Source organism: Metabacillus rhizosphaerae (assembly GCF_037201795.1).
Taxonomy (GTDB): Bacteria; Bacillota; Bacilli; order Bacillales; family Bacillaceae; genus Metabacillus; species Metabacillus rhizosphaerae.
In genome coordinates this window covers 1,305,001-1,331,186 of sequence record NZ_CP147403.1, presented here as the reverse complement: position 1 = coordinate 1,331,186, position 26,186 = coordinate 1,305,001, and the positions used below count along the sequence as shown (strand labels likewise).

Below are 26,186 nucleotides of genomic sequence, written 5' to 3'. Positions count from 1 at the left end.
ACCCCTTTGTATCGACCTCACCTCAACCATATACTTTGACGGCTACTCTTGCCATCCAACCTACTATTATAATTCTGTCACTTTAGACGGTATTTTGCACCTTTTTTAAGTACTATTTTGCACACCCAACATTAAAACCTAACAACCTTCACATTAGAAGATAAGCTGGGTTTCTTCATTAATTATGTCCAACACTAAACTATTTCGTGCAGCTTCTACTACTTCGGTGGTAATTGATGTAAGGTGATTTATTTCGAGTTCAATTGAGTAAATAGACGGTGAAGACAGATTGCTTTTTTGATAAAGAGCGCTTTTTTAATTTTGTTCCACAATCTGGCCAGATTCTTGCATAACAGCAGGTAAATTTGTTGATGATGTAGAAATTTAATCGTATAGTCGTTGTTAATCGAATTATACAAGGGTGGGAGTTAATGTGTTAATAAAACCAAAGAAATTGCAGCCAGGAGATATTGTTGCAACAATAAGTCCTTCATGGGGAGGGGCAGGTGATCCTGAGCTAATATGGCGTTATGAGCAAGGTGTAAAGAGATTAGAAGAAGTTTTCGGTCTTAAGGTTGTCCCAATGCCGAATAGTTTGAAAGGTGGAGATTACCTTTATAAGAATCCACAAGCTCGTGCGGAAGATTTGATGACGGCATTTAAAGATAAGAGCATTAAAGGAATCTTTGCAAATATTGGTGGAGAAGATAGTATTCGTTTACTTCCTTATATTGATTTTAATGTAATACATGAGAATCCAAAAATTTTTATGGGCTATTCAGATGTAACGATTTCGCATTTGTTTTGCCATAAAGCAGGTATATCATCTTTTTACGGCCCAGCGATTTTAGTTGATTTTGCAGAAAATGTTGAAATGGATACATATACAATTGAAAGGGTAAGGCGAATGTTCTTTTCAAATGAAGTTATCGGTGAAATTCAACCAGCTAAAGAATGGACAAGTGAGTATTTGGAATGGGATGAAGCGAATAAGAACAAGCGCCGTACGATGCAGCAGAATTCGGGTTATGAATTACTTCAAGGTTCAGGTATCGTACAAGGGCGTTTGATTGGTGGTTGTATTGAAGTGTTAGAGTTCGCGAAAGGAACTGAAATTTGGCCTGATAAGAAATATTGGGATGATAGCATTCTTTTCTTTGAAACATCTGAAGAAAAGCCAAAACCAGAACATATAAAATATTGGCTGCGGAATTATGCTGCACAAGGTATTCTGCAAAAAGCGAATGGAATCATTTTTGGTAAACCACAAGACGAGGAGTATTACGAAGAATATAAAGTAGAAATTCAAAAAGTCATGAAGGAATATGATTTGGAAAATTTGCCGATTCTTTATAACTTGAATTTTGGTCATACCGAACCGAAGTTTATTTTACCATATGGCGCGATGGCAGAGATTGACTGTAACAATGAGACTTTCTTTATTTTAGAAAGTGGAGTGGAGTAAATTAATTTTCTAAACGGTTTCTATTTTTCATGGGGGAATTATCAATGAAACTTTTCCATTTTAGTGAAAATCCTAATATTACTTACTTCGAACCACATGTTCCCAAAACCAATTCCAAGGAAGAATCATTTGTCTGGGCAATTGATGAAGAACACGCACCACATTATTATTTTCCTCGTGAATGCCCACGTGTGGCTTTCTGGACATCTTCAGAAACTACAGGTGACGACTTAATTCGTTTCTTTGGCCATACTTCTGTCAATCGAATTATCGCAATAGAAACATCTTGGCTTAAACGTATTAGAGAAACAGAACTATATGCTTACACGTTACCATCTGAAACTTTTGAGTGCTTTGATGTAAATGCTGGTTACTATGTTTCTCGAAAAGCTGTTACCCCCCTTTCTGTTGACCCTGTTGGAGATTTATTAGATAGACTTGTGCAAACAAACATAGAATTACGAATTACACCAACCCTCTGGAAGCTTCGTGATGAAATCATACATTCATCAGTAAGCTTTTCTATCATTCGAATGAGGAATGCATCACACTAATATTAAGCTATAGGGCAGGAGTATTGAATAAGGGAGCTATTGGAGGAAGTAAGATGAAGACCGTGTGTAAGGCTATTATTGAAGATTTGGAAAAAATAGTTAATATAGACAGTGAGGTTATTGGCAACACAAGCAGACGAGACTATATTGAGAATGCCATTAAGCTAGGACACTGTATAATAGCGAAAGAAGAAGAGTACATTGTGGGATTTTTAATTTACGATACTAACTTCTTTGAATGTTCTTTTATATCACTAATTATTGTGTCACCGTCCAAAAGACGAAAAGGATATGCAAGCTTACTGATGGATTATATGATGAGTACATCCCCTACTACGAAGGTATTTTCTTCTACTAATCGTTCTAACATTAATATGCAAAAAGTATTTAATACAAATGGATTTATTCAGAGTGGCATAGTAGAAAATTTAGATGAAGGAGATCCTGAAGTCATATACTTTAAATCAAAGTAGTAGTTATTCAAGATTAGGGGTCAAAAGTGGAAGGTCGTTATTAATGTCTTTGATCAATTTCCTGCTCTAGTACGTTGAGAAACTCTCGTTGTTGGAGAAGCATTTGAATATACATTTTTAGAGTAACCAAATGGCTTTGATACAGTGTTTTCTTAAATGGATTCCGTTTTGCTGCCTCTTTTAACTTCAATGCCTTTTCGAAAAACCAACCATATGATCTCTTTCCTCCTAGACCATGCATCTCCTTAGCTAATTCATCAGTTTGTACCTTCAACACGTCATCAGAAGTAGGAAGGTGAGTAAAGTCTTTAATGATATAGGAGAATATAAATTACTAAAAACCCCTTTATATTCAGGGAAAACTTGATCAAGAATGGTTTGAAACTGTAGTTTAAGTTGAACATAATTGCGGGTTAATGAATCGTGTTGTCTACTCAAATTTCTCAAGTTCATGGTTTGAACACTCTTACGATGAAACGCTGTTAAGTCTTCTTTGTAGTACAGTTCACACAAATGTTTCGCATCAGCAGGATCCGACTTCACTTTTCGAAGTCTACTTTTTTTCGTTTCGTAAGAAACAACCGGATTTACTAAGTAGTAGGTAATTTTTCTTTCCTCAAGATACTGTAAAATCGGTTCGTGGTAATGACCTGTAGATTCAAAAATGATGACTGGTTCAGCGTCAGCGTGTCGTTCTACCTCTTTATAAAATACATAAAAATCACACAGTCCATTAGTGTCATGCTTAAACTTAAAGGTCTTTCCATAGGGATGCTTTCTTGCCAGGAAAGCTTGAACTTGGCTTTCTCCTTTTGCGACATCCAGGCCAATCACTGGATCCATACTTTATCACATCTCCTCATACTAGATTTGTCGGTAGCCCCTGTCTATCTTGTAGTATCATAGCTTCGCTTGTTATGCGGGGTCTAAGCCCCAACCAGCCTAAAACATGTTTCTACAAGTAGGGGGTGGACAGTATAACGGACGGGATCTATTTGATACCAGAAGTCCAAGGGCGCTTTTCCGGAGTAATTTTAATGCTGAGAAATTGGGCTTTTTTATATTTACTTATAGTGCAAAATAACGCTTAAAATATATGCAAAATAACTCCTAAAGTGACATATAATTCTAGTAATCTTTCAAAAAAATATCCCAATAAGGTGAACCTTATTGGGATATTTTTTAAAAAAGTTGGTTAAAGAAAATTTCATCTTTGTTTATTACTCAGTGAACCAACTTAATGGAACAGTCACTAATTCAGGGAATAGAACTAATAGTATCAAGATCCCCAGCTGTACTAATAAGAATGGCATGATCCCCTTAGTAATATCAACAATACTAATTTTGCTGATACCACACCCAATATAAAGTACGGTTCCAACTGGAGGAGTAATTAATCCAATCGATAGATTAATAACCATTAATAACCCAAAGTAAACTGGATCAATGCCAACTGCGGTCACTACAGGAAGTAGTACTGGAGTAAAGATTAGAATTGCAGGTGTTAAATCCATTACACAACCAACAACCAGCAAGAAAAGCATAATAATCAATAATAAAATGGTCGGATTGGTTGTAAGGCCACTTAAAAACTCAACCAATTCTCTAGGTATTTGTGCAACAGTGATGGCATAACCTGAAACAACAGCAGTAGATGCTACAAACATAACGATACCTGTTGTTTTTGCAGTATCCACAAACACATTAGACAACTGTCTCCATTTAATTTCTCTATAGAAAAAGCTAATAATCAATGCATAAATTGCTGCTACTACTCCCGCTTCTGTAGGAGTAAAAATGCCACCGCGAAGCCCTACAATAATAATGACTGGAAGCATAAGCGCCCAAAAAGCTCGTATAAAGGCTGTCCATTTTTGTTTAGCCGTTGCTTTTGGCATTGTTTCACTTTGATCTTTTTTTGATACAAAGTACCAAACAACTACAAGTCCTACAGCAATTAAGATTCCTGGAACGATACCTGCCATGAATAGTTGTGTAATTGAAACGCCTCCAACTACTCCAAATAAAATCATTGGGATACTTGGTGGAATAATTGTACCAATGATCCCTGTTGCTGCAACAAGACCTGTTGAAGAGTTTTTGTTATAACCTTTTGCAATCATCATAGGAATTAAGATCGCACCTAGTGCTGCTGTATCTGCTACAGCTGACCCTGACAACCCTGCAAAAATAACACCTGACATAATGACAACATATCCAAGTCCGCCTCTAATATGCCCTACAAATGCACTCGCGAATTCTACTATTCGCTTTGAAACACCACCAGCATTCATGATTTCACCGGTTAGGATGAAGAATGGAATGGCCATCAATGAAAAGTTATTTGCCCCTTTTACTAAATAATCACCCAGAATACCAGTATCAAATAAACCTAGCACAGCTAGCATGACTATCGCACTGCTTAGCATAGAGATGGCAACAGGAACTCCTATTAGAAGAAAAAGAAACAAGGTTAGCAAAAATACTAAGATCATTTTGTTTCCCCCATTTCATTCTCAGACTTTGCCCAAAGTGGAGCATCTTGATTAAAAAATACAAAACGAATTGTTTGTACAATCGTTATGATAATCATAAGAATAGAGGCAACAATACCGGCTAAATAAAAGACTGCTTCTGGTATTCCCGTCGCAGGACCCGATACCATTTTATTGACCTCCATCATTTTGAAAAGACCATCAATAAATAGGGTTAAAACAAATACTATTAAAGAGTTAGCTATAAAGTACAGAACTTTTTGGAATTTTCTAGGGACTGAGCTAATCAAAAGATCCACGCCAAGATGACCTTTTTCTTTTGTTGCAACAACTGCTCCCAAAAAAACAACCCATACGAACAAATAACGAGCAAGTTCTTCTGACCATGTAATCCCGGAGTCAAAGGCATAACGTAGAACAACGTTTAAAAACACCAGTGATACCATGGAAACAAGGATCAATATGATGACGCCATTTAATATGCTATTGAGAACTTTTAACACTTTCTCCATCTTATTTTCACCTCTCAAAAATCATTCAAAGTCTACTTAAATGAACAAGATTGACTGAAGATTTTTTCTATTTTTGACTTTCAATTAATTGAATGAATTCTTCTGCCCAATCGTATTTCTTATAAAGCTCTTCATAAACAGGTTCCATAGATTCCCTCAAATTAGCGATAAACTGTTCATCTGGAACAATGATTTCAAGACCTTCCTCTTTTAAGTCTTGCTTTACTTTTTCCTCTGACTCTTGTAGCAGCTCCCACTCATAATTGGCTGATTCCTGGGCTGCTTCTAAAACGATATCCTTCGTTTCTTCATCTAAATTATCAAAGAATGTTTTATTCATAAGATAAACATTTGGACTGAACATATGATTTGTTTCTACGACATGACTCTGTACTTCATACAATGCTGATTCCTTTAAAGTTACATAAGGGTTCTCTTGTCCATCGATAACACCTTGTTCAAGTGCAGTAAATACTTCAGACAACGCAAGTGGTTGTACATTTACCCCCATAGCATTACCCGTATTAATAAAGATAGGAATGTTAGGCATCCTTAGACGTAATCCTTTAAACTCTTCTTTTGATTCAATAGCCCGATTGGATGATACAACACGGAATCCATTTGCTGTCCATGCGATTGGTTCCACCCCGAGTTCTCGGAAGGATACAGAGATTTCCTCTCCTACTTTACCGTTCAAAATACGTTTTGCTTGGTCATAATTATCAAACAAATATGGCCATTCGACAGCCCCGATTTTCGGATTTGCTGTTTGTAAACCCATCCCTGTGATTGCCATTTGAATTGATCCAATGCGTGCACCGCTAGTGAATTGTGCTTCATCTCCAAGCTCATTTGCTGGATAGATTTCCACTTTGTATTTTCCATTTGTTTTTTCTTCAATAATAGGTTTAAACTTTTCTTTAAGTGCAATATTTTGCGGATGTGTTTCTGAGAAATAGTGTGCAATTTTAATAGTAGTAACTCCGTCTGAATTAGCTTTCCCTGCTGTTTCCAGCAAGGTACAGCCAGTTGTCATGAAGAGGCATGCTGTTGCAATAATACCAGCTAAAAACGCTTTCATTTTCATTAAAAGCCCTCCCTTATCTTGAAAGTAGAGGCAGGATAGCATATTACTCTCCTGCTTAGAATATTAATCAATCTCTTGCATTGCGAACCGCTTCGACAAATAGTGTTGCCTTTTGTTCTAGGTCAATGAAATACTGATCATTCATTGATTTCTTTGTATTTACAAGTGAGCTTCCGATTCCAGCCGCCACTGCTCCGGCTTTAATATATTCTCCTACATTATGCACATCAAGCCCACCTGTTGGCATTAATGGGATTTGCGGTATTGGTCCATGAATGTCCTTTAAATAGCTTGGACCAAATACATTTGCAGGAAACACCTTTATTATATCAGCACCATTTTCATAGGCAGTTACTATTTCCGTTGGTGTTAAAGCACCAGGTATACTAATAACTCCATAGCGTTTTGTAATTTTTATTGTTTCAATATTCACAGTTGGAGAAAAGATAAATTTGGCACCTGCCATAATCGCTGAACGTGCTGTTTCAGGGTCAAGCACCGTTCCTGCTCCAACTATCACCTCATCACCCATATCGCTTGAAACCCTTTGAATCAATTCTAGGACTCTTGGAGTTTCTACGGTGATTTCAAGAGTCTTTACACCACCAGCTTTCAAAGCTCTAGCGATTGGGACAATATTTTCAGGTTCAGCACCGCGGATTACGGCTACAATGCCGTTTTCTTTAATCTTGTCTAGTAAGTTCATCACCATACCACCTTGTCCAATTATCGATCAACATCTTGATTTATGTTATTGAAAAGTCCTTCAATTTCTTCAGCCTCTGGAAGACCTTCAACATCTCCATTCACTGTTGTGACAAAGGCTCCTACAGCATTAGCCTGTTTTACTGCATCTTGAAGGCATAATCCTTTTAGAAGTCCTGAAAGGAACCCAGCCGCAAAACCATCTCCGGCACCAACCGGATCTACTACCTGGTCTACTGGATATCCTGGTACAAATTCATAGTCTTTATTTGTATAATACGAGGCTCCTTTTGCGCCAAGTTTAACTACAACAGTCGAAGCACCGTTATTCAAATAGCACTCCGCTATTTTTTTAGGATCACTTTCTCCAAACATAAACTCACCTTCGGAAATACCTGGTAGAACGATATCTGCTTTAGAAGCTATATTTAAAAGAACACTTCTTGCTTTTTCTTCACTCCAGAGTTTCCTCCTTAGATTTGGATCAAAAACAACTTGCACTCCATTCATTTTTGCAATTTCAATCGCTTTCAAAATTGTGTCTTCACAAGAGTCACTTAAGGCTGGAGTAATGCCTGTAACATGGAGGTACTTTGCCTTCGCAATATATTCACCATCTAAATCTACTTTTGATAATGCACTTGCTGCAGAGCCTCTTCGATAATAGTAGACTCTTACATCATTTGCTCGACGAAGTTCCTTGAAATAGATCCCTGTAGGTAGTGTTTGATCTACTTTCACTCTGCTTACATCAACGCCTTCACCTTTAATAAAGGAAACCAGCGCTTTTCCAAACTCATCATTCCCTACTTTGCTAATCCAGCCTACCTGATGTCCTAATCTCGCCAAACCAATAGCAACATTTGATTCAGCTCCACCAAACTTCATGGAAAACTGATTAGCATATCTCATAAATCCAGTTGTGTTAGGTGTAAAGAGCACCATTGTTTCTCCTATTGTTACAACATCCATTACCATCACACACCATTTCTTAATTTTGACTTAAGTAGTCGTATACAGTTTGAGTAACAGGGACACCATTAATAAGCCTTTCCTCTTCTCGTTGCTGCTCTGGTTCTCCTGGCACCATCACTTTAGTGAACCCTTGAGCAGGCGTTGTATGATGAATTTCATCTATCATTCTATCCATATTTTCTAAGAAGGCTTCGCTTTCTGTAAATACAGCTGGGTTAATTACAAACATGAAATGCCCTAGTTTACGTTTTTTATCGTAATCCCCATACATTGTAGTAATATGAGGGCCAAAAGCTGATCCCGTTAAAAGGCCTGATAATATATCAACTACCATTGCTAGACCATATCCTTTAGGACCAGCGAAAGGTAATAAAGCATTTACCTCATGAGGATCAGCAGTTGGTGAACCGCTTTCATCAACACCCCAATCACTTGGTATAGATGTTCCCGCTTCTCTCGCATGAAGCACTTTACCAAAAGCTACATTACTAGTTGCCATATCTAAAATGACTGGCTTATTTTTTTTAGCTGGGAAACCGTATGCAATTGGATTTGTACCAAAATAGGGTTCTGCACCACCAAAAGGGACTACCACTTTATCAGTATGTGTAACTGCCATTCCAACAAATCCTTGCTCTGCCGCTTGGTTAACAAAATAAGATAATGCACCACAATGACTACTGTTTATAACAGCAACTGTACCAATACCATTCTTCCTAGCAAGCTCGATCGCGTGATCCATTGCTTCTTTAGCGATAACATGCCCAATCCCATCATCACCATCAAAAATAGCAGAAGAAGGACCAGTACCTTTAATTGAGAATTCAGGATTTGGATTCAAACCTCCTTCTAATAGACGTTTTACATAGTGCTCTGTTCGCAATACACCGTGTGAACTTACACCTCTCAAATCAGCATGAACAAGTACATCGGCAACGATTTTAGCGTGCTCCTCTACTAATCCACCTTTAACTAGCTTATTGATTACTAACTCTTTTAATTTTTCGTGATTAACATTTGTAGTTGTCATATAAATTCCCTCTTTTTAATTTAGTCAATGTTTTTTTAACTGTGTTGCGAAATACAAGAAAATTGGACCATATTGGATGTGGCTCACACCATTTAAAACGCTTACTTTTTAGTTTTTAATATACATAGTTTCAATCATCAGCGGATGAATTGCTGATTGAAACTATGTAGAGTAAGAGAGTCTACATTAATAATTGAATTCTGAATTTAATATTGTAAGCAGCTCATGCAATCAGAAATATATTTTAATATTTCGAAATGTGATATGTAACATTTCACACTTTACATGTTATGAACTAATATTATAGCTTTCTAGTTTATTCGTCAATTCTTTTATAAAAAATTTAAATAAAAGTTTATTATTATTGTCATCTATGTTATTAACTTGCATAAGAAATTGACTATATTTATCAAATTATCCTATAATTTATTAAAAGATGTTACATGTAACATGTTAATTATAACTATTAGGAGGGTTACTTTGGCCGAAATGATTGAAACTTCAGCTCTTGCTACACAAATATATAAAGTACTTCGAAAAGAAATAATTAGTGGGATTTTTGCCCCCGGAGATAAATTAGATATAAATGAATTAGCAAATAAATATGGCGTTAGCCGATCACCCGTAAAAGAAGCAGTTAATCAATTAGTACACGAAGGTTTAATTGAAATATTACCACGGAAAGGAACTTACATAACCCAATTACGTTTCAAAGATTGTATGGAAGCATTAGATGCTCGATTTATGGTTGAAACATGGGCCGCAGCACAGGCAGTTAAGCTTGTATCAGATGAACAGATAGGTAATTGGAACCAAATAATTAAAAAAATGGATGCATTATTGGTCGTACAACCCTTTTCGTATGAAGCATACAGTAAACTTGATATGGAGTTTCATCAATTATTAGTGCAATGGACTATGAATCAAAAGGTTCAAAACATTTATTATTCAATTAATCCACTTATTTCATTGGCACGAGTTGGTTACAGTGAGGTTTTTGAACACAGCTTAAAAAGACATAAAGATCATCATAATATGCTTGAAGCTTTAAAAAATCGTGATCTCTCCTCCTTAATTGATGCATTGCAACAACACAACCATACCTTAAAAGAGGACACTAAGTTACATTGGAATGAACAATTGTATGGACCAATTGATGAATCCAATTAATATCACCCTTTACTTTTTTAAAGGGACATATCTTCTAAACAGGGAAACAATTTCATGATAAATTTGAATATACCTATCTTATTAGAGCGGTAGGATAAAATTGATCGTTTCGATAATTGCCAATCAATCCAATGATCGACTCCTTTTTCCTTCTACAAATTAAAAAAGATCCCCTTTGCTTATTAAATACCTAAAGGGGACCTGATTCTTTTTAATATAATGCTACTACTTTCTCAACTAACTGATGATCCAGCGCAAGTCCTGTAATTTCACTAAAAGCAGGTCCAACACCTTTTTCTTGAACCTTCTCCTTAAGTGTTAAGGATTCCTGATCTTCCTCAGAAACAAATTTTAGCGCAGCAACAATGACATTTACTAAGTGTTCTGGTACTTGATCAAATTCGTTCATGTATTCAAGCGCAGGGGCAACTAAGCGATCCTTTGCACCCAATTTACGAAGTGGTGCTCTTCCTACTCGTTGTACATCATCGATGATATTTGGATTTGCGAATCTACCGATAATTTTTTCGATATATTTCTGGTGTTCGTCTGCCTGAAAGCCATATTTTGCGATAAGCACTTTACCCGTTTCTTCAAGGGTACCCAACACTGCCTGCTTAATCTTTTCATCACTAATTGTTTCGGCAATCGTTGTGTGACCGGCCAAATTCCCAAGATAAGCAGTTGCAGCATGGCCTGTATTCACGGTAAATAACTTCCGCTCAATATAAGCTTGCAGATTTTCAACAAAAAGAGCTTCCTTAATACCAGGTTTTGTCCCTTTTAATTCAGTAGAGTCTATAACCCATTCGTGGAAGGGTTCAACTAAAACGTCTAAAAGTTTTTCATTATGCTGATTTGGGACAATTCGATCTACAGCTGAATTCGGGAAGCATACATGCTCCTGCACCCATGCTGCTTCATCTGCGGTTAATTTTTCGAGAACATGTTTTTTAAGCTCGCTGCTTCCGCCAACCATGTTTTCACAAGCAATAATATTAACAGGCTGACTATTAGCTTGCATGCGCTTTTTGAGTCCTTCAGCGATAAGAGGTGCAACAAATTTTAAAATATGCGGGCCTACAGCTGTTGTTACTAGATCGGCTGTTGAAATTGCTTGAATCACAGCTTCTGGAGCTTGCCCACTGTTTATTCCTGATACACCTTTAACTTGAAATGCTTGTTTTTGTTCATTAGCAAGGATGACACGATAGGCCTTTTCTTTGTTTATTTCATCGATTACTGTTTCATTTACATCGACAAATTCCACTTCATAGCCAGATTGATGTAATAAAAGACCAATAAAGCCTCTTCCGATATTTCCAGCGCCAAAATGAGTCGCCTTCAAATTAGTTCACCTCGCTTAGAAGCTGAAGAATTTCCTCTTTCGACTTTGCTTGGACTAATTTCTCAACATTTTCTTCCTCTGAGCAGACAATCGCAATTTTTGATAGAATATCTAAATGCTCGTCGCCCTTACCTGCAATACCGATTAAAATTTTAACAATATTTCCGCCGCCAAAATCAACACCTTCTGGAGCTTGGATAACAGAAAGTCCTGATTCTATGACAGCCTCCTTCGCTTCTTCCGTTCCGTGTGGGATTGCTATGAAGTTCCCCATGTATGTTGAAGATAACTCTTCTCTTTTTAGCATTTGCTCAATATATTCTTGCTTTACATACCCATTATCAACTAAGATTTGACCAGTTGCTTTAATTGCTTCTGTTTTGTTTTCAAGGTTTTTATTTAATACAATGTTTGCTTCATTTAAAATACTCATGTTTTATTCACTCCTTAAATTTTGGACAAAGTTTGTAAAATATTTTTGGCTTATATATTGAATTAAGCTACTTTTAGCAGCTGTTTCAAAGTTATGAATACTCTCTTTTGATTCGATAATGCTTGCACTTATAAAGCTCATAATCTCTAATTCGTTAGGATCTGCTTGTTCTGGAGCTAATAATAAAAGGATTCTGTTCACATTGATTATCTCGTTGTCCATCGCTTTTAATGTCATTGGTGAGTTCAAATCAATTGTATGAAAGCTAGCTCGAGCAACAGCATCACTTCTAGTATGAAACAATGCAAGCTTTGTTCCAGGTATCGCTAATCCGCCAATACGCTCACGATGCAGTAAGGCCATCACAAGCTCTTTCCCGTTATGAACAAGCCCTTTACCTACTAGCATTTCACTTACTTTGTTTAAGATACCTTCTATCTTTAACGTTTGATCTATCTGAAATGCCTCCATTACCTCTAATAAATCGAGAAGCAATTGAGATTGACCTGTAAAAGATTTGTAAGCCTCATAGCTTACATACATGTCTGCTTTTTCATACTTGTTATCATTCACTTGATTATTTGTGATTGTAACTCCCTTTTGATGAATAAAGTCCTTTATCATGTCTAATTGATCAGGTGTTAGTATCGGACTAACAAGCAAATAGTCGACTGAAATTTCCTCAATCGGAATCGTAGAAAGGATAATATCATATTCATTCAAATCCATATCCTTTAACTCAAATGCAGAAATGTTTTTGAGTTCTGCAAGGTCAGGGATTTGGTTTTTTATTTGCGTTGCTAGCATCTTTGATGTACCAATACCACTTGAACAAATAATTAATACCTTTAATTTCGCCTTCATTATCCGCTCATTGATCGCAGCTCCAAAGTGGAGAACGAGATAGCCGATTTCTTCATCAGGTACATCATCAAATGGAAAAGCATTTTCTACTGCTTGTGTGACGATATCAAAAAGCTCACGATAATCTCTTTTGATTTCTACAAGGAGTGGATTTGTAATTTTCATCCCTTGCTTTATGCGATAAATCGCAGGTTGTAGATGTGCTAATAACCCTTGAAATAACGATGAGTCTTGCTTTAGATTTTTTCCAGCAATGTGTTCAACCTGTTCGATTAAACGTTGCACAAGATAAGCAATTTCAACATTTTCATCCTGAATATCGATTTTTCCTTCGAAGCGGAGTTTTGCTCCCCTTAAATGCATAGTAATATAGCCTATTTCATCTTCTGGAATTGCTAATTGAAAGGTTTCTTCAAGCCTTTGGGCGATTTCTTGTGCAAAATGAAATTCCTTGGAGCTTTTGAGCTGTGAAAGGTATTCATGTTTTATTGTGATGTTTTCACCACGCTGAATTCGTTCAATAGCTAACGCTAGATGGACAACTAATCCAACGTAAGAGCTATCAGCCAAAGGATAAGGTAACTGTGAATTAATTTGATTAATTAAATTCTCAATGATAATAAGCTTTTCCTTTTGAACGAGACCGAGTAATCGTTCTGATATGGAATCAATTTTATTCGTCGATTTTTTTTCAATACTGCCTTTTACCATTTTTAAAAAATCAGGTACATCAAATTGGTCAGAGATGAGACTACTTATTGCCCTTCTTTTCGCTGCCTCAGAACCAATAAGTTCAATCCCGTACCCTCTTCTTCTTATGAGTGTTAGGCCATATTCTTGAACAAATGGTTCCATTTTGTCGAGATCATGACTAATTGTTGCTGTTGTTACACCTAATTCATTTGCTAGTGTTAGCAACTTAATTGGCTCCTGATGATCTAACAGGGTGCAAAGTGCAACCATCAATCTCTCATCTGGGGTATATTCCTTATAATCCTGCTTTTGAATTGCTAATCTTAATTCATGCAAATTTGCTTTATTTCCAACGATCTTAATTCCAATACCGGCTCGCTTGATTAGTTCTAATTGAAACTCTTTTAGAATCGACTCGATATTTTTCAAATCACGATGGACCGTTCTTTCGCTGACATCGATTTGCTCAGCGAGTTCTTTAATTGTCACTTCCTGGTTCGCCTCATCCATTAAAAACTGCAAAATGAGACGTTCTCTCGCCGAAACAATCATTACTATCAACTCGTTTCAAAGTGAGTTATTGACATAGTTTAATTATAAATGTGAATGATTGGTTGTTTCAAAGGAATGTAAAGTTGATTTTTTCAGATGGGTTGCTGACATTTTTTAATTGTTTGTGGTGCCTGTCACCACCCGAATTTTGTCGAATAACAAACCTCACACTAAAAAGGAGGACGCATCTACACAAAGTAGCAGCATCCCCCTTCTTCAATTCGTTATTTTAATTCATTTATGATCTCTTCATATCTTGGACTGTTAAGGAAGTTATCAACTGAAACATGATGTGCATTAGGCAGTTTCGCTTTTGCTCGATCAGTTAAGTCCTTATGTGTGATCACGATATCAGCATCATTTGGGATGTTATTAATAGAAGTATTTGTCACCTCTACATCTTTTATGTCTGCCTTTTGGACTTTATTGCGTAGGATAGAAGCACCCATCGCACTAGAACCCATCCCCGCATCACATGCGAAAATAATTTTATGAACATTGTTAAAATCAAATTCTTCAGCAGTTTTTACAGGTTCTGCTGTTGTTAATTTTTCACTTACTGAGCTCTTTTTACCTTTTAATGCTTCCATTTTTGCTGTTGCATCTGTTAAATCTTCTTCTTTTTGCTTGCTAGCTTTTAAGATTAATGAAGCAACTGCAAATGATACAGCTGTAGCCACAATTACACCTAGTAGTACACCAGTATAGTTACCTCTTGGTGTCATAGCAAGTAAAGCAATAATACTTCCTGGTGAAGGACTTGCAACTAAGCCTGCATTAAAGATTGAGAACGTGAAGACCCCACTAATTCCACCAGCAATCGCTGCAAGGATTAACATTGGTTTCATAAGAATATACGGGAAGTAGATCTCATGAATACCACCTAAGAAGTGGATAATAACTGCTCCAGGAGCTGTTTGTTTTGCAGAGCCTCTTCCAAAGAACATGTAAGCTAATAAAATCCCCAAACCAGGACCAGGGTTTGATTCTAGTAAGAAAAGAATTGATTTGCCAGCTTTTGACGCTTGCTCAATACCAATCGGACTTAGAATACCGTGATTAATGGCATTGTTTAGGAATAGAACCTTTGCTGGTTCTATGAAAATACTTGCAAGTGGTAATAAACCTGCATCAAAAATTGCTTGAACCGCACCGGCTAGTACTTTATTTATTCCTTCAACAACAGGGCCGATCCCCAATAGTGCTGCTAATGTTAACAAAGCACCTAAAATACCAGCTGAAAAGTTATTCACTAGCATTTCAAAACCTGATCTAACTTTATCCTTTAATAAGCCATCAAGTTTTTTGATTAAATATCCACCAAGTGGACCCATAATCATTGCACCCAAGAACATTGGGATTTCCGCGCCAACGATTACCCCCATTGTTGCGGTAGCACCGACTACACCACCACGGACATCATAAATCATCTTACCACCTGTATACCCAATTAAGAGTGGCAACAGATACGTAATCATTGGACCTACTAATGTTGCAAGTTGTTCATTTGGCGTCCATCCTGTAGGAATGAATAATGCAGTAATAATTCCCCATGCGATAAATGCTCCTATATTTGGCATAATCATGCCGCTTAAATAACTTCCGAAACGTTGAATCTTAACGCGGAAGTCACCTTTATTTTGGTTTGTTTCCATGTAAGTCACCCCTTTTTATATCTTGACTTAATAATAAAGCGATTACAGTCTTTAAACAATTTAAACTAAATACGATTTTGTCGAATAGGATGTTGACAAGATTAATTTTGGAAAGAAGTAGGTATTTTATGCGCTTTTTTACTTTGTACACAGGGAAACGAACTCTATTTTCTTATGAATTACACATGAGATGGTGATAATTTTGCAACTTTTACTATTAATATTGCAAATTCAGTTCATAATTTTGCAAATACTCAATTTCACCATAAAAAAAAGAGTATTTTCGAAAACTTTGTTGCTATTCACCAAGTTATGCGGTGTGGTTGATTTCCTCTCCAGTTGCTCGCTTTCCGCGGGGCGGGCGGTGAGCCTCCTCGGCGTAAACGCCTGCGGGGTCTCACCTGTCCCGCTACTCCCGCAGGAGTCTCGCACTTTCGCTCCAATCAACCAGAATTAGTTTTTGTTTTATAAAGCAACAATCTCTTAGAAAACAGCCTAAAAAAAAAGAGTTAAAGCTCAATAAAAGCTCTAACTCTGAGAAAAACATCTATTAATGCTCAACTCGCACGCGTTTAATAAAAAATGCAATTATCAATGCAATCCCTGCAGCAATTAACGCAAATATAAAGCCATCCTGAATTCCTGCTGTTAAGGAAGCTGGGATGTTGATTGGATCAGCAGGATCTTCTACCGTACCTAAATAATCTTGTTGACCAGCAGACATGATACTTACAGCAACAGCGGTACCTATTGCACCCGCTACCTGTTGCAGGGTATTCATTATCGCTGTTCCATCTGGATAATACTGCTTTGGCAATTCATTAAGACCATTTGTTTGTGCAGGCATCATCACCATCGCAATACAGATCATTAAAAAGATGTGCAATGTAACAATTAATGTAATCGTTGATGCAGTTGTAACTCCTGATAAAAACCAGAGCACTGCGGCTACAATTACTAAACCTGGAATGACAAGCCACTTCGGTCCGTATTTATCAAACAACCTACCCATAACTGGTGATAAAAGCCCATTTATAACCCCACCCGGTAAAAGTATAAGCCCTGCGACAAACGCAGATAACACCATTCCACCTTGTAAATAGAGTGGCAGTAGTAACATTGAGGAAAGGATCACCATCATACAAATAAACACGAGCACTACGCCTATTGTAAACATCGGATAGCGAAAGGCTCTTAAGTTAATCATCGGCTGCTCCATTTTTAATTGACGTAAACAAAAAAGAACAAGAGAGACAATTCCTACAAGGATGAAAATAATCACTTTAGGACTGCTCCAGCCTTCTGGTCCTTCACCAGCACTACTAAAGCCAAACACCACTCCTCCGAAGCCTAATGTTGATAAGACAACAGAGAGAACATCAATTTTTGGTTTGGTTACTTCTGAAACATTTTCCATATAAAAAACGCCCGCTAACAAACCAATCACTAAAAACGGAAGTGACAACCAAAAAATCCAATGCCATGAAAGGTTTTCAAGAACCAATCCAGAAAAAGTCGGTCCCACAGCTGGTGCAAACATAATAACCAAACCGATCATTCCCATTGCTCCTCCACGTTTTTCTGGAGGGAAAATCAGTAAAATCGTGTTAAACATTAAAGGTAAAAGCAATGCAGTTCCCATCGCTTGAAACACACGGGCAACCATTAAAATTTCAAAACTTGGTGCCAAAGCGGCAATCAACGTTCCAATAATTGATAAACATAACGACGTAATAAACAGCTGTCTCGTTGTAAACCATTGCAGCAAAAGCCCTGAAATCGGAACTAAAATACCTAATGTTAATAAATATCCAGTCGTTAACCATTGAACAGTTGCAGCATTCGTATTAAAAACCTGGATTAATTCACTCAATGCTATATTCAACGCTGTTTCACTGAATAACCCAATAAAACCACTAATAAGAAAAGCAACCAAAATCGGAACTACCTTATACTCTTTATCAGCACTTTGTGGAGCTGATACACTTGCAGTTGCATTCAAAATAAATTCTCCTCTCAAACTAGTTATTTTTGATCTTTACAAAAACAGTCTATCTTGTAAAATATTGTTTTTTTATTCAACCGGTAAATTATAGTTTACTCTTTCTTTTGCTGTCAATTAAGAAGCATTTTAAAGCACAAAAAGAGAAGTGAAAAATCACTTCTCTTTTTGGAGGAAATGCATGTTATTTAGTTATTGAGTAAATATCTGTAATTATACGTTTTATAGACTCCCTAATAAATTTGGGAGATAAGATACTATTCTTCATTCTAGACTGTTTTGTTAGATCACTTTTGATTCAACTTTTTTAAATTAGTAAATAAGGTTTATAGATTAAAACCTTTATACTTTCTAAACAAAAATATAGCAGAAAAACCATTCATTTTCAAGAAAAATGCTATCAATAATAGTTGCAGGTTTCGGTAACACTTTACCTTCTATTTTATTAAAATAAAATAAATCTATATTAACGAGCATTTTAACCTCCTTCCATAAGCTATATGCGATGCCATTCATTGTTTTCATCTTTATAAATTTAGCTATCTCAATTGAACATCTAGTTAGTTTTTCTCTGTTAGTGATCCTTTTTTTGAAACGGTAGCATTTTTGCCTAATATAACAGAAAAGACAACAATCACTGCTATTACAAAAGTGAAAAATGTGATGGATTCATCGAGGAAAACTGTTGCAAATAGTATCATCAAAAATGGTTGTAAGTATTGAATCTGACTAACTCTTGCTATTCCGCCCATAGCCATTCCGCTATACCAAGCAACATATGCTAGAAATTGACTAACAACTGCGAGATAAATAAAACTGACCCAAGCTTGTATTGGAGCATTGAGCATTTCAGTTGTAAGGTTTAGTCCAACTGGAATAATGAAAAATGGGGCACCGATCATAATCGCCCAAGCAATTACTTGCCAACTCCCTAATTCTTTCGCTAATTTCCCACCTTCTGCGTAACTAAGTCCAAGGATAATCACTGCTGCTAATAAAGCTAAATCGGCAAATTGTAATTTTCCTAACCCTAGATGAAGTGCATACACAATAACTGCTAAAGAGCCGATTATACTAGAAATCCAGAATTTTAGAGAAGGGACTTCACCAGCTCTAAACATTGCAAATCCAGCTGTAGCTAATGGTAACAGAGCTAATTCCACCGCTCCATGAGAAACAGGCAAGGATTCCATTGCACTAGAAGTGAGGAGAGGAAATCCTAAAACTGCACCAAAAGCAACAATAAGTAGACTTTTGAATTGGTGAAGAGAAGGGAGCTTTTCTTTACGAACAATGAATACACCAGCAACTAAAATTGCGGCAACAACTGTTCTTCCTAAACCGACGACCGTGGTCCCAAAATACTCTACTGCAATACTTGTAGAAGGGAGCGTTAAGCTAAAACAAATAACACCTACTAATCCTAACAATAACCCAAATTTCTCTCTGGTTTCACTCTGCATCATATCCTACCTACCTTTTTACTTCGTATTATATCTGTACCATTTTCTGCTTTTCTTAAAAAACAGTTCTGATATAATTAACATATTAATAGGTACACACAATAAAAATAAACCATTTTTTTACCCATCTGTACCAGTACAGTTGAAGGAGGATAAATGTATGAGCTCAAAATATATTGAGATAATGGAAGAAATTAAGCTTCAGCTAGCAGATAGGTCGCTTATTGCAGGGAGTAAACTTCCTTCTGTTCGTCAGCTATCTGAGCATTTTTCATGTAGCAAAAATACTGTCATTAAAGCATACGAAGAACTAGAAAAAGAGCATTTAATTTATTCTGTTCCTAAAAGTGGCTACTTTGTTTTGAATGAATTTCAACATGCGACCAATGAAAATGACGTGATTGATTTCTTGTCTGCTGGTCCAGATAAAAACGTTATGCCTTATGTTGAATTTCAACATTGTATGAATCAAGCAATTGAACAATATAAAGAAGAGCTTTTTACATACTCTGATCAACAAGGGCTTTACTCATTACGAGTCCAGTTAGTGAAATATTTGCAGAATCTACAGGTGTTCACTCAACCCGATAGAGTAGTTGTTGTTTCTGGTTCGCAGCAAGCACTTAATTTATTAGTTTCAATGCCGTTTCCAAATGGAAAAAACAATATTCTAATTGAACAGCCTACTTATTTCGGATTCATTGAGTCCATCAATATACAAAAAGCTAATACTTTTGGAATTGAGTTATCGATGGAAGGCATTGATCTCGATCGTCTGGAATACATTTTTCGAAATAACGATATAAAGTTTTTCTATATAATCCCGAGATTTCACAATCCACTTGGACATTGTTACTCGAATAGCGAAAAGAAAAAAATCGTTGAGTTAGCTGAAAAATACGATGTATATATAGTGGAAGATGATTTTTTAGGAGACCTTGACCCAAATGCAAAATCCGATCCTTTATTTTCTTTCGATCCTTCAGGGAGAGTGATTTATATTAAAAGCTTTTCGAAAATATTCCTCCCAGGGTTAAGGATTGCTACAATCGTTCTTCCTACATTAATGATTAACAATTTTTTACGATATAAATTTAGTTCGGATTTTAATAGTTCAGCACTTTCACAAGGTGCTCTAGAAATCTATTTAAAAAGTGGAATGTTTAATAGCCATCTCAAAAAAATAAAAGAGGTATACCATACTAAAATGCAAATCCTTCAAGAAGCCTGTGAATTATTGCTACCGGCTGATACTCATTTTTCAAAACCGACTTCAGGGTTCTATCTATCCATCAGTTTGCCCGAAAATGTGACAGCAAAACAGGTAGTTCATATGCTAAACGAGCAGCGTATATTTGTTGATGATGCCTCTAGAATGTTTTTGCCAGAATATAAAAAGGAAAATCTCCTTCGATTAAGCATCTCACAAGTGAACGAGAGTCAAATTAAACTAGGGGTAGAGCGATTGGCTCATTGTATTTCTTTAATTAACAGTAGAAAAAATCATATTACTCCAAATAACTTTTTACTCTTGTAGTATGGGTGAGTTTAATTGAGGGTAGCATCATCTGTTCCAATGTAACATCTTTCAACTAATGTAAGTTTCACTTCATCACCTATCTTAATTGCAGCAGATTTCCTAAGTATAATAAAAACAACAAAGCGACCATTTCTATTCTAATCAGAATAAAAAGGTCGCTTATACGATTTCTACACTCATAATTTTTTCCCTTCAGTTCAGTTAATCCATTGTTTTACCAGATTATCTTTTGAATGATCCTTAACATCAGCATTAAATTTATCAAATAAATAAGTTAAATAAGAATTTAATTCAAATCGGTCCCCCTTAACAAAATCAGATAAAATATGTTTTTTCTCCATCAATACATGTCTCCCTTCTTTATTCTTATCTACATGATTCCCAAACTATTAATATCTTATACATATAAAATAAAAAATCTTTATAAATTTTCTACGAAAAACAAAGCAAGAACTTCGATGCGATGGCTGTTATTTTATTAAATTTATTCATTTGCACCCTCTTCGATCTGATATTCCTTCTATTTCTTCAGAAAAAAATTTTGCAAGTTTTAAGAGAAAAATTGGGAAATTTATGGCTGATGCTGAAAATGACTGTAAGAATACTTCGAATTGAGTGGATGACTTTGGAGATCGTGCTGGAAGCGATAGCTAAAGACCGATGTCGGAGGAGACACATAAGGACTTCTGCGAAAAGACATTGTTAGAATATTTAAAAGTGAAGAATTAAAGAAATAAACGTCTCTCCTTATAAAGGTTTATTCTTATTTGTGATCTACAGCTTTGTAAAGAGAATTCAATGCAAAAAAACTAATCCAAGTTAGATTAGTTTAAACGTGCCTTAGAGGTTTCGAACCTCTGACCGACGGCTTAGAAGGCTGTTGCTCTATCCAGCTGTGCTAAAGGCACAAAATAAAATATTAAATGATGGGCCTAAATGGACTCGAACCATCGACCTCACGCTTATCAGGCGTGCGCTCTAACCAGCTGAGCTATAGGCCCATTTTAAAAATTGGAGCGGGTGAAGGGAATCGAACCCTCATCATCAGCTTGGAAGGCTGAGGTTTTACCACTAAACTACACCCGCAAGTAAATGGGGCGACTGATGGGAATCGAACCCACGAATGCCTGAACCACAATCAGGTGCGTTAACCACTTCGCCACAATCGCCACTATATTTTAAACTGGCAGGGGCAGTAGGAATCGAACCCACATCAAAGGTTTTGGAGACCTCTATTCTACCGTTAAACTATGCCCCTATTTTAAATGGTGGAGGGGGGCAGATTCGAACTGCCGAACCCTAAGGAGCGGATTTACAGTCCGCCGCGTTTAGCCACTTCGCTACCCCTCCGCGTATTTTCAATATTTAGATAATTTATGTTAAATGGTGGCTCGGGACGGAATCGAACCGCCGACACATGGATTTTCAGTCCATTGCTCTACCAACTGAGCTACCGAGCCATTTAGTTTACGGCTTCCACTAAGCTTCGAATCTCTTCGTCAGCTCCATCGCTCACATCCTCACGTATTTACATACGCTCCGGTGTTCGCTCAGTCGCTTCCTCGACCTTCTCGCTTATTGAAACCCTTCTCCTTGAGACAAGGGAGTTTTAAAAATAAAAATGGCGGTCCGGACGGGACTCGAACCCGCGACCTCCTGCGTGACAGGCAGGCATTCTAACCAACTGAACTACCGGACCATTTTGGTTGCACTAAAACACTCCTATGTTTCCTTGCTAAGAAGTAAGAGTAACTGAGTTTCGTCAACTGAATTTGGTTGCGGGGACAGGATTTGAACCTGCGACCTTCGGGTTATGAGCCCGACGAGCTACCAGACTGCTCCACCCCGCGATAATAGAAATATAAATTTTAATTAAAAAAAGTATGGAGGAGGAAGGGGGATTCGAACCCCCGCGGGTTTTGACACCCCTGTCGGTTTTCAAGACCGATCCCTTCAGCCGGACTTGGGTATTCCTCCAAATATATGGACCTTATATAACCAAAAACTTTGACTGGTCGGGAAGACAGGATTCGAACCTGCGACCCCTTGGTCCCAAACCAAGTGCTCTACCAAGCTGAGCTACTTCCCGGTTATATGGCGCGCCCGAGAGGAGTCGAACCCCTAACCTTTTGATCCGTAGTCAAACGCTCTATCCAATTGAGCTACGGGCGCATTAAATATATTTGTCTAGCTACGAAAGCCAAACCGTACGGCTGTTTCACTTCTTCCTGCGGAGTCAAACAACGACTCCTTCTCAGAAGCTCCAACATCCTATCGGTTTAAGCGGGCTTTCTCCGCTTTTCTAAGTGGTGCCGAGGACCGGAATCGAACCGGTACGGTAGTCACCTACCGCAGGATTTTAAGTCCTGTGCGTCTGCCAGTTCCGCCACCCCGGCACTTTGCTAATGTAGAGATGCGGGTGAAGGGACTTGAACCCCCACGTCACAAGGACACTAGATCCTAAGTCTAGCGCGTCTGCCAATTCCGCCACACCCGCAAGATGTGTATATGATGAGCCATGAAGGACTCGAACCTTCGACCCTCTGATTAAAAGTCAGATGCTCTACCAACTGAGCTAATGGCTCATTATAAAAATGAGTAGTATTATGTTGTTTTGCACTTGTAATGACGCCCATATTCCAGAAAGTCTAATCAAGTAGTAGTTCAATATGTGCGCTGAAGTATCGCTTTGATGCTTATTCGATCGTGCTCTACCAACTGAGCTAATGGCTCATATATAAATAATAAAGTGGTGCCGGCAAGAGGACTTGAACCCCCAACCTACTGATTACAAGTCAGTTGCTCTACCAGTTGAGCTACACCGGCACAATAGATTTAGATGGTGGAGGATGACGGGATCGAACCGCCGACCCTCTGCTTGTAAGGCAGATGCTCTCCCAGCTGAGCTAATCCTCCAAATGGTGACCCGTACGGGATTCGAACCCGTGTTACCGCCGTGAAAGGGCGGTGTCTTAACCGCTTGACCAACGGGCCAATTACAAAAACAAACAAAATAATAGCCCCGAATAAGGGGCTATTGCCTGGCAACGTCCTACTCTCACAGGGGGAAACCCCCAACTACCATCGGCGCTGAAGAGCTTAACTTCCGTGTTCGGCATGGGAACGGGTGTGGCCTCTTCGCCATCATTACCAGACAAATTTAATTGAAAGGTTGTTCCTTCAAAACTAGATAACGATTTACAATTCAATTCACTGAGTTTACGCTTTTACTTTGTCCAGCTACAGAAGCCAAATCCTACGGTAATTTCGCTATCTCGTACGAAGTCAAAGAACGACTTCTTCTAAGGTCGCTCCAATTCCCTATGGATAAAAGCTAAGCTTCTTCCGCTTTTCTATTTAGGTTAAGTCCTCGATCGATTAGTATCTGTCAGCTCCACACGTCACCGCGCTTCCACCTCAGACCTATCAACCTGATCATCTTTCAGGGATCTTACTAGCTTACGCTATGGGAAATCTCATCTTGAGGGGGGCTTCATGCTTAGATGCTTTCAGCACTTATCCCTTCCGCACATAGCTACCCAGCTATGCCTTTGGCAAGACAACTGGTACACCAGCGGTGCGTCCATCCCGGTCCTCTCGTACTAAGGACAGCTCCTCTCAAATTTCCTACGCCCACGACGGATAGGGACCGAACTGTCTCACGACGTTCTGAACCCAGCTCGCGTACCGCTTTAATGGGCGAACAGCCCAACCCTTGGGACCGACTACAGCCCCAGGATGCGATGAGCCGACATCGAGGTGCCAAACCTCCCCGTCGATGTGGACTCTTGGGGGAGATAAGCCTGTTATCCCCGGGGTAGCTTTTATCCGTTGAGCGATGGCCCTTCCATGCGGAACCACCGGATCACTAAGCCCGACTTTCGTCCCTGCTCGACTTGTAGGTCTCGCAGTCAAGCTCCCTTGTGCCTTTACACTCTACGAATGATTTCCAACCATTCTGAGGGAACCTTTGGGCGCCTCCGTTACATTTTAGGAGGCGACCGCCCCAGTCAAACTGCCCACCTGACACTGTCTCCCAGCCCGATAAGGGCTGTGGGTTAGAATTTCAATACAGCCAGGGTAGTATCCCACCGACGCCTCCACCGAAGCTAGCGCTCCGGCTTCTCAGGCTCCTACCTATCCTGTACAAGCTGTACCAAAATTCAATATCAGGCTACAGTAAAGCTCCACGGGGTCTTTCCGTCCTGTCGCGGGTAACCTGCATCTTCACAGGTACTATAATTTCACCGAGTCTCTCGTTGAGACAGTGCCCAGATCGTTACGCCTTTCGTGCGGGTCGGAACTTACCCGACAAGGAATTTCGCTACCTTAGGACCGTTATAGTTACGGCCGCCGTTTACTGGGGCTTCGGTTCAAAGCTTCGCTTACGCTAACCTCTCCCCTTAACCTTCCAGCACCGGGCAGGCGTCAGCCCCTATACTTCGCCTTGCGGCTTCGCAGAGACCTGTGTTTTTGCTAAACAGTCGCCTGGGCCTATTCACTGCGGCTTTTCCGGGCTATTCACCCTAAAAAGCACCCCTTCTCCCGAAGTTACGGGGTCATTTTGCCGAGTTCCTTAACGAGAGTTCTCTCGCTCACCTTAGGATTCTCTCCTCGCCTACCTGTGTCGGTTTGCGGTACGGGCACCTCTCACCTCGCTAGAGGCTTTTCTTGGCAGTGTGGAATCAGGAACTTCGGTACTATAGTTCCCTCGCCATCACAGCTCAGCCTTATACGACAACGGGATTTGCCTCGTTGTCAGCCTAACTGCTTGGACGCGCATATCCAACAGCGCGCTTACCCTATCCTTCTGCGTCCCCCCATTGCTCAAATGGTGAGGAGGTGGTACAGGAATTTCAACCTGTTGTCCATCGCCTACGCCTTTCGGCCTCGGCTTAGGTCCCGACTTACCCTGAGCGGACGAGCCTTCCTCAGGAAACCTTAGGCATTCGGTGGAGGGGATTCTCACCCCTCTTTCGCTACTCATACCGGCATTCTCACTTCTAAGCGCTCCACTAGTCCTTACGGTCTAGCTTCACAGCCCTTAGAACGCTCTCCTACCACTGTTCTAAAAGAACAGTCCACAGCTTCGGTGATACGTTTAGCCCCGGTACATTTTCGGCGCAGAGTCACTCGACCAGTGAGCTATTACGCACTCTTTAAATGGTGG

Annotated in this window: 20 protein-coding genes, 18 tRNA genes and 2 rRNA genes (1 of these 40 running past the window's edge); 5 read left to right on the top strand and 35 right to left on the bottom strand. The window is 38.6% G+C overall.

The window, feature by feature from the left end; genetic code table 11:
• Positions 1-433 precede the first annotated feature (433 nt).
• From WCV66_RS06380 to WCV66_RS06370, 3 genes are read left to right on the top strand one after another with little or no spacing between them, the layout of a single operon-like run.
• Positions 434-1,465 (top strand): S66 peptidase family protein, encoded by a 1,032-nt coding sequence (locus tag WCV66_RS06380; protein WP_338788321.1) that lies wholly within the window; start codon positions 434-436, stop codon positions 1,463-1,465.
• A 44-nt stretch (positions 1,466-1,509) separates the two neighbouring features.
• Positions 1,510-2,019 carry a DUF6886 family protein gene (locus tag WCV66_RS06375; RefSeq protein WP_066335583.1) on the top strand — a complete coding sequence of 170 codons (510 nt, stop codon included), beginning with the start codon at positions 1,510-1,512 and terminating at the stop codon, positions 2,017-2,019.
• A 53-nt stretch (positions 2,020-2,072) separates the two neighbouring features.
• Entirely contained in the window at positions 2,073-2,492 is a 420-nt protein-coding gene (locus WCV66_RS06370) for a GNAT family N-acetyltransferase (RefSeq protein WP_066335589.1), read from the top strand.
• A gap of 40 nt (positions 2,493-2,532) precedes the next feature.
• Here the strand turns inward: WCV66_RS06370 and WCV66_RS06365 are convergent, their stop codons facing one another.
• The 8 genes from WCV66_RS06365 to allD form a co-directional block, all read right to left on the bottom strand.
• Positions 2,533-2,766: a hypothetical protein gene (locus WCV66_RS06365; RefSeq protein ID WP_338788320.1), complete on the bottom strand. Its 234-nt coding sequence runs from the start codon at positions 2,764-2,766 to the stop codon at positions 2,533-2,535.
• Positions 2,763-3,335 (bottom strand): IS110 family transposase, encoded by a 573-nt coding sequence (locus tag WCV66_RS06360; RefSeq protein ID WP_338788319.1) that lies wholly within the window; start codon positions 3,333-3,335, stop codon positions 2,763-2,765. The genes WCV66_RS06365 and WCV66_RS06360 overlap by 4 nt, the downstream gene beginning before the upstream one ends.
• Before the next feature lie 377 nt (positions 3,336-3,712).
• Positions 3,713-4,987, bottom strand: coding sequence for a TRAP transporter large permease (locus WCV66_RS06355; RefSeq protein WP_338788318.1), 1,275 nt, complete (start codon positions 4,985-4,987; stop codon positions 3,713-3,715).
• The gene (locus tag WCV66_RS06350; RefSeq protein ID WP_338788317.1) at positions 4,984-5,499 is read right to left on the bottom strand and encodes a TRAP transporter small permease; all 516 of its coding nucleotides are present in this window, start codon (positions 5,497-5,499) and stop codon (positions 4,984-4,986) included. Before WCV66_RS06350 ends, WCV66_RS06355 begins: the two co-directional genes overlap by 4 nt.
• A 67-nt stretch (positions 5,500-5,566) precedes the next feature.
• The gene (locus WCV66_RS06345) at positions 5,567-6,586 is read right to left on the bottom strand and encodes a TRAP transporter substrate-binding protein (protein WP_338788316.1); all 1,020 of its coding nucleotides are present in this window, start codon (positions 6,584-6,586) and stop codon (positions 5,567-5,569) included.
• Positions 6,587-6,653: 67 nt separating this feature from the next.
• A complete protein-coding gene (locus WCV66_RS06340; RefSeq protein WP_338788315.1) occupies positions 6,654-7,292 on the bottom strand; it encodes a bifunctional 4-hydroxy-2-oxoglutarate aldolase/2-dehydro-3-deoxy-phosphogluconate aldolase in 639 nt (212 codons plus the stop codon).
• A gap of 20 nt (positions 7,293-7,312) precedes the next feature.
• Positions 7,313-8,263 (bottom strand): sugar kinase, encoded by a 951-nt coding sequence (locus tag WCV66_RS06335; RefSeq protein ID WP_338788314.1) that lies wholly within the window; start codon positions 8,261-8,263, stop codon positions 7,313-7,315.
• Between the two features lie 19 nt (positions 8,264-8,282).
• Positions 8,283-9,296, bottom strand: a complete 1,014-nt coding sequence (allD, locus tag WCV66_RS06330) for an ureidoglycolate dehydrogenase (protein WP_066335608.1) — start codon at positions 9,294-9,296, stop codon at positions 8,283-8,285.
• A 489-nt stretch (positions 9,297-9,785) separates the two neighbouring features.
• Here allD and WCV66_RS06325 point away from each other — a divergent pair, with 489 nt between their 5' ends.
• Positions 9,786-10,466 carry a GntR family transcriptional regulator gene (locus tag WCV66_RS06325; RefSeq protein WP_066335634.1) on the top strand — a complete coding sequence of 227 codons (681 nt, stop codon included), beginning with the start codon at positions 9,786-9,788 and terminating at the stop codon, positions 10,464-10,466.
• Between the two features lie 211 nt (positions 10,467-10,677).
• On the opposite strand, the gene WCV66_RS06320 is transcribed toward WCV66_RS06325, so the two are convergent.
• From WCV66_RS06320 to WCV66_RS06295, 6 genes are all read right to left on the bottom strand, one after another.
• On the bottom strand, positions 10,678-11,814 hold the full coding sequence (locus WCV66_RS06320; protein ID WP_338788312.1) for a mannitol-1-phosphate 5-dehydrogenase: 1,137 nt from the start codon (positions 11,812-11,814) through the stop codon (positions 10,678-10,680).
• Position 11,815: 1 nt separating this feature from the next.
• Positions 11,816-12,247, bottom strand: a complete 432-nt coding sequence (locus tag WCV66_RS06315; protein WP_338788310.1) for a PTS sugar transporter subunit IIA — start codon at positions 12,245-12,247, stop codon at positions 11,816-11,818.
• Positions 12,248-12,250: 3 nt separating this feature from the next.
• Positions 12,251-14,356: a BglG family transcription antiterminator gene (locus WCV66_RS06310; protein WP_338788309.1), complete on the bottom strand. Its 2,106-nt coding sequence runs from the start codon at positions 14,354-14,356 to the stop codon at positions 12,251-12,253.
• 224 nt (positions 14,357-14,580) lie between these two features.
• On the bottom strand, positions 14,581-16,011 hold the full coding sequence (locus WCV66_RS06305; RefSeq protein WP_338788308.1) for a PTS mannitol transporter subunit IICB: 1,431 nt from the start codon (positions 16,009-16,011) through the stop codon (positions 14,581-14,583).
• 550 nt (positions 16,012-16,561) lie between these two features.
• The gene (gene lmr(B) / locus WCV66_RS06300; RefSeq protein WP_338788307.1) at positions 16,562-18,013 is read right to left on the bottom strand and encodes a lincomycin efflux MFS transporter Lmr(B); all 1,452 of its coding nucleotides are present in this window, start codon (positions 18,011-18,013) and stop codon (positions 16,562-16,564) included.
• 560 nt (positions 18,014-18,573) lie between these two features.
• On the bottom strand, positions 18,574-19,476 hold the full coding sequence (locus tag WCV66_RS06295) for a DMT family transporter (protein ID WP_338789407.1): 903 nt from the start codon (positions 19,474-19,476) through the stop codon (positions 18,574-18,576).
• 160 nt (positions 19,477-19,636) lie between these two features.
• Here WCV66_RS06295 and WCV66_RS06290 point away from each other — a divergent pair, with 160 nt between their 5' ends.
• The gene (locus WCV66_RS06290; RefSeq protein WP_338788306.1) at positions 19,637-21,013 is read left to right on the top strand and encodes a PLP-dependent aminotransferase family protein; all 1,377 of its coding nucleotides are present in this window, start codon (positions 19,637-19,639) and stop codon (positions 21,011-21,013) included.
• A gap of 200 nt (positions 21,014-21,213) precedes the next feature.
• On the opposite strand, the gene WCV66_RS06285 is transcribed toward WCV66_RS06290, so the two are convergent.
• The 21 genes from WCV66_RS06285 to WCV66_RS06185 all read right to left on the bottom strand — a co-directional run.
• On the bottom strand, positions 21,214-21,357 hold the full coding sequence (locus WCV66_RS06285; protein ID WP_338788305.1) for a hypothetical protein: 144 nt from the start codon (positions 21,355-21,357) through the stop codon (positions 21,214-21,216).
• 493 nt (positions 21,358-21,850) lie between these two features.
• Positions 21,851-21,924: transfer RNA gene (locus WCV66_RS06280), tRNA-Arg, on the bottom strand.
• Between the two features lie 19 nt (positions 21,925-21,943).
• Positions 21,944-22,017, bottom strand: a tRNA-Ile gene (locus WCV66_RS06275).
• 11 nt (positions 22,018-22,028) lie between these two features.
• A tRNA-Gly gene (locus WCV66_RS06270) sits at positions 22,029-22,102 on the bottom strand.
• A gap of 7 nt (positions 22,103-22,109) precedes the next feature.
• Positions 22,110-22,185, bottom strand: a tRNA-His gene (locus tag WCV66_RS06265).
• Between the two features lie 15 nt (positions 22,186-22,200).
• Positions 22,201-22,274 (bottom strand) — tRNA-Trp (locus WCV66_RS06260).
• Between the two features lie 8 nt (positions 22,275-22,282).
• Positions 22,283-22,366: transfer RNA gene (locus WCV66_RS06255), tRNA-Tyr, on the bottom strand.
• Positions 22,367-22,400: 34 nt separating this feature from the next.
• Positions 22,401-22,476: transfer RNA gene (locus WCV66_RS06250), tRNA-Phe, on the bottom strand.
• 162 nt (positions 22,477-22,638) lie between these two features.
• Positions 22,639-22,715 (bottom strand) — tRNA-Asp (locus WCV66_RS06245).
• 74 nt (positions 22,716-22,789) lie between these two features.
• Positions 22,790-22,866 (bottom strand) — tRNA-Met (locus WCV66_RS06240).
• Positions 22,867-22,900: 34 nt separating this feature from the next.
• A tRNA-Ser gene (locus WCV66_RS06235) sits at positions 22,901-22,993 on the bottom strand.
• A gap of 35 nt (positions 22,994-23,028) precedes the next feature.
• Positions 23,029-23,105 (bottom strand) — tRNA-Pro (locus tag WCV66_RS06230).
• A 6-nt stretch (positions 23,106-23,111) separates the two neighbouring features.
• Positions 23,112-23,188, bottom strand: a tRNA-Arg gene (locus WCV66_RS06225).
• A gap of 135 nt (positions 23,189-23,323) precedes the next feature.
• Positions 23,324-23,412 (bottom strand) — tRNA-Leu (locus tag WCV66_RS06220).
• Positions 23,413-23,430: 18 nt separating this feature from the next.
• Positions 23,431-23,513: transfer RNA gene (locus WCV66_RS06215), tRNA-Leu, on the bottom strand.
• A gap of 15 nt (positions 23,514-23,528) precedes the next feature.
• Positions 23,529-23,601 (bottom strand) — tRNA-Lys (locus tag WCV66_RS06210).
• A gap of 165 nt (positions 23,602-23,766) precedes the next feature.
• A tRNA-Thr gene (locus WCV66_RS06205) sits at positions 23,767-23,842 on the bottom strand.
• 14 nt (positions 23,843-23,856) lie between these two features.
• Positions 23,857-23,932 (bottom strand) — tRNA-Val (locus WCV66_RS06200).
• 3 nt (positions 23,933-23,935) lie between these two features.
• A tRNA-Glu gene (locus WCV66_RS06195) sits at positions 23,936-24,010 on the bottom strand.
• Positions 24,011-24,055: 45 nt separating this feature from the next.
• A 5S ribosomal RNA gene (rrf, locus tag WCV66_RS06190) occupies positions 24,056-24,171 on the bottom strand.
• Between the two features lie 203 nt (positions 24,172-24,374).
• A 23S ribosomal RNA gene (locus WCV66_RS06185) occupies positions 24,375-26,186 on the bottom strand (it continues 1,120 nt past the right edge of the window).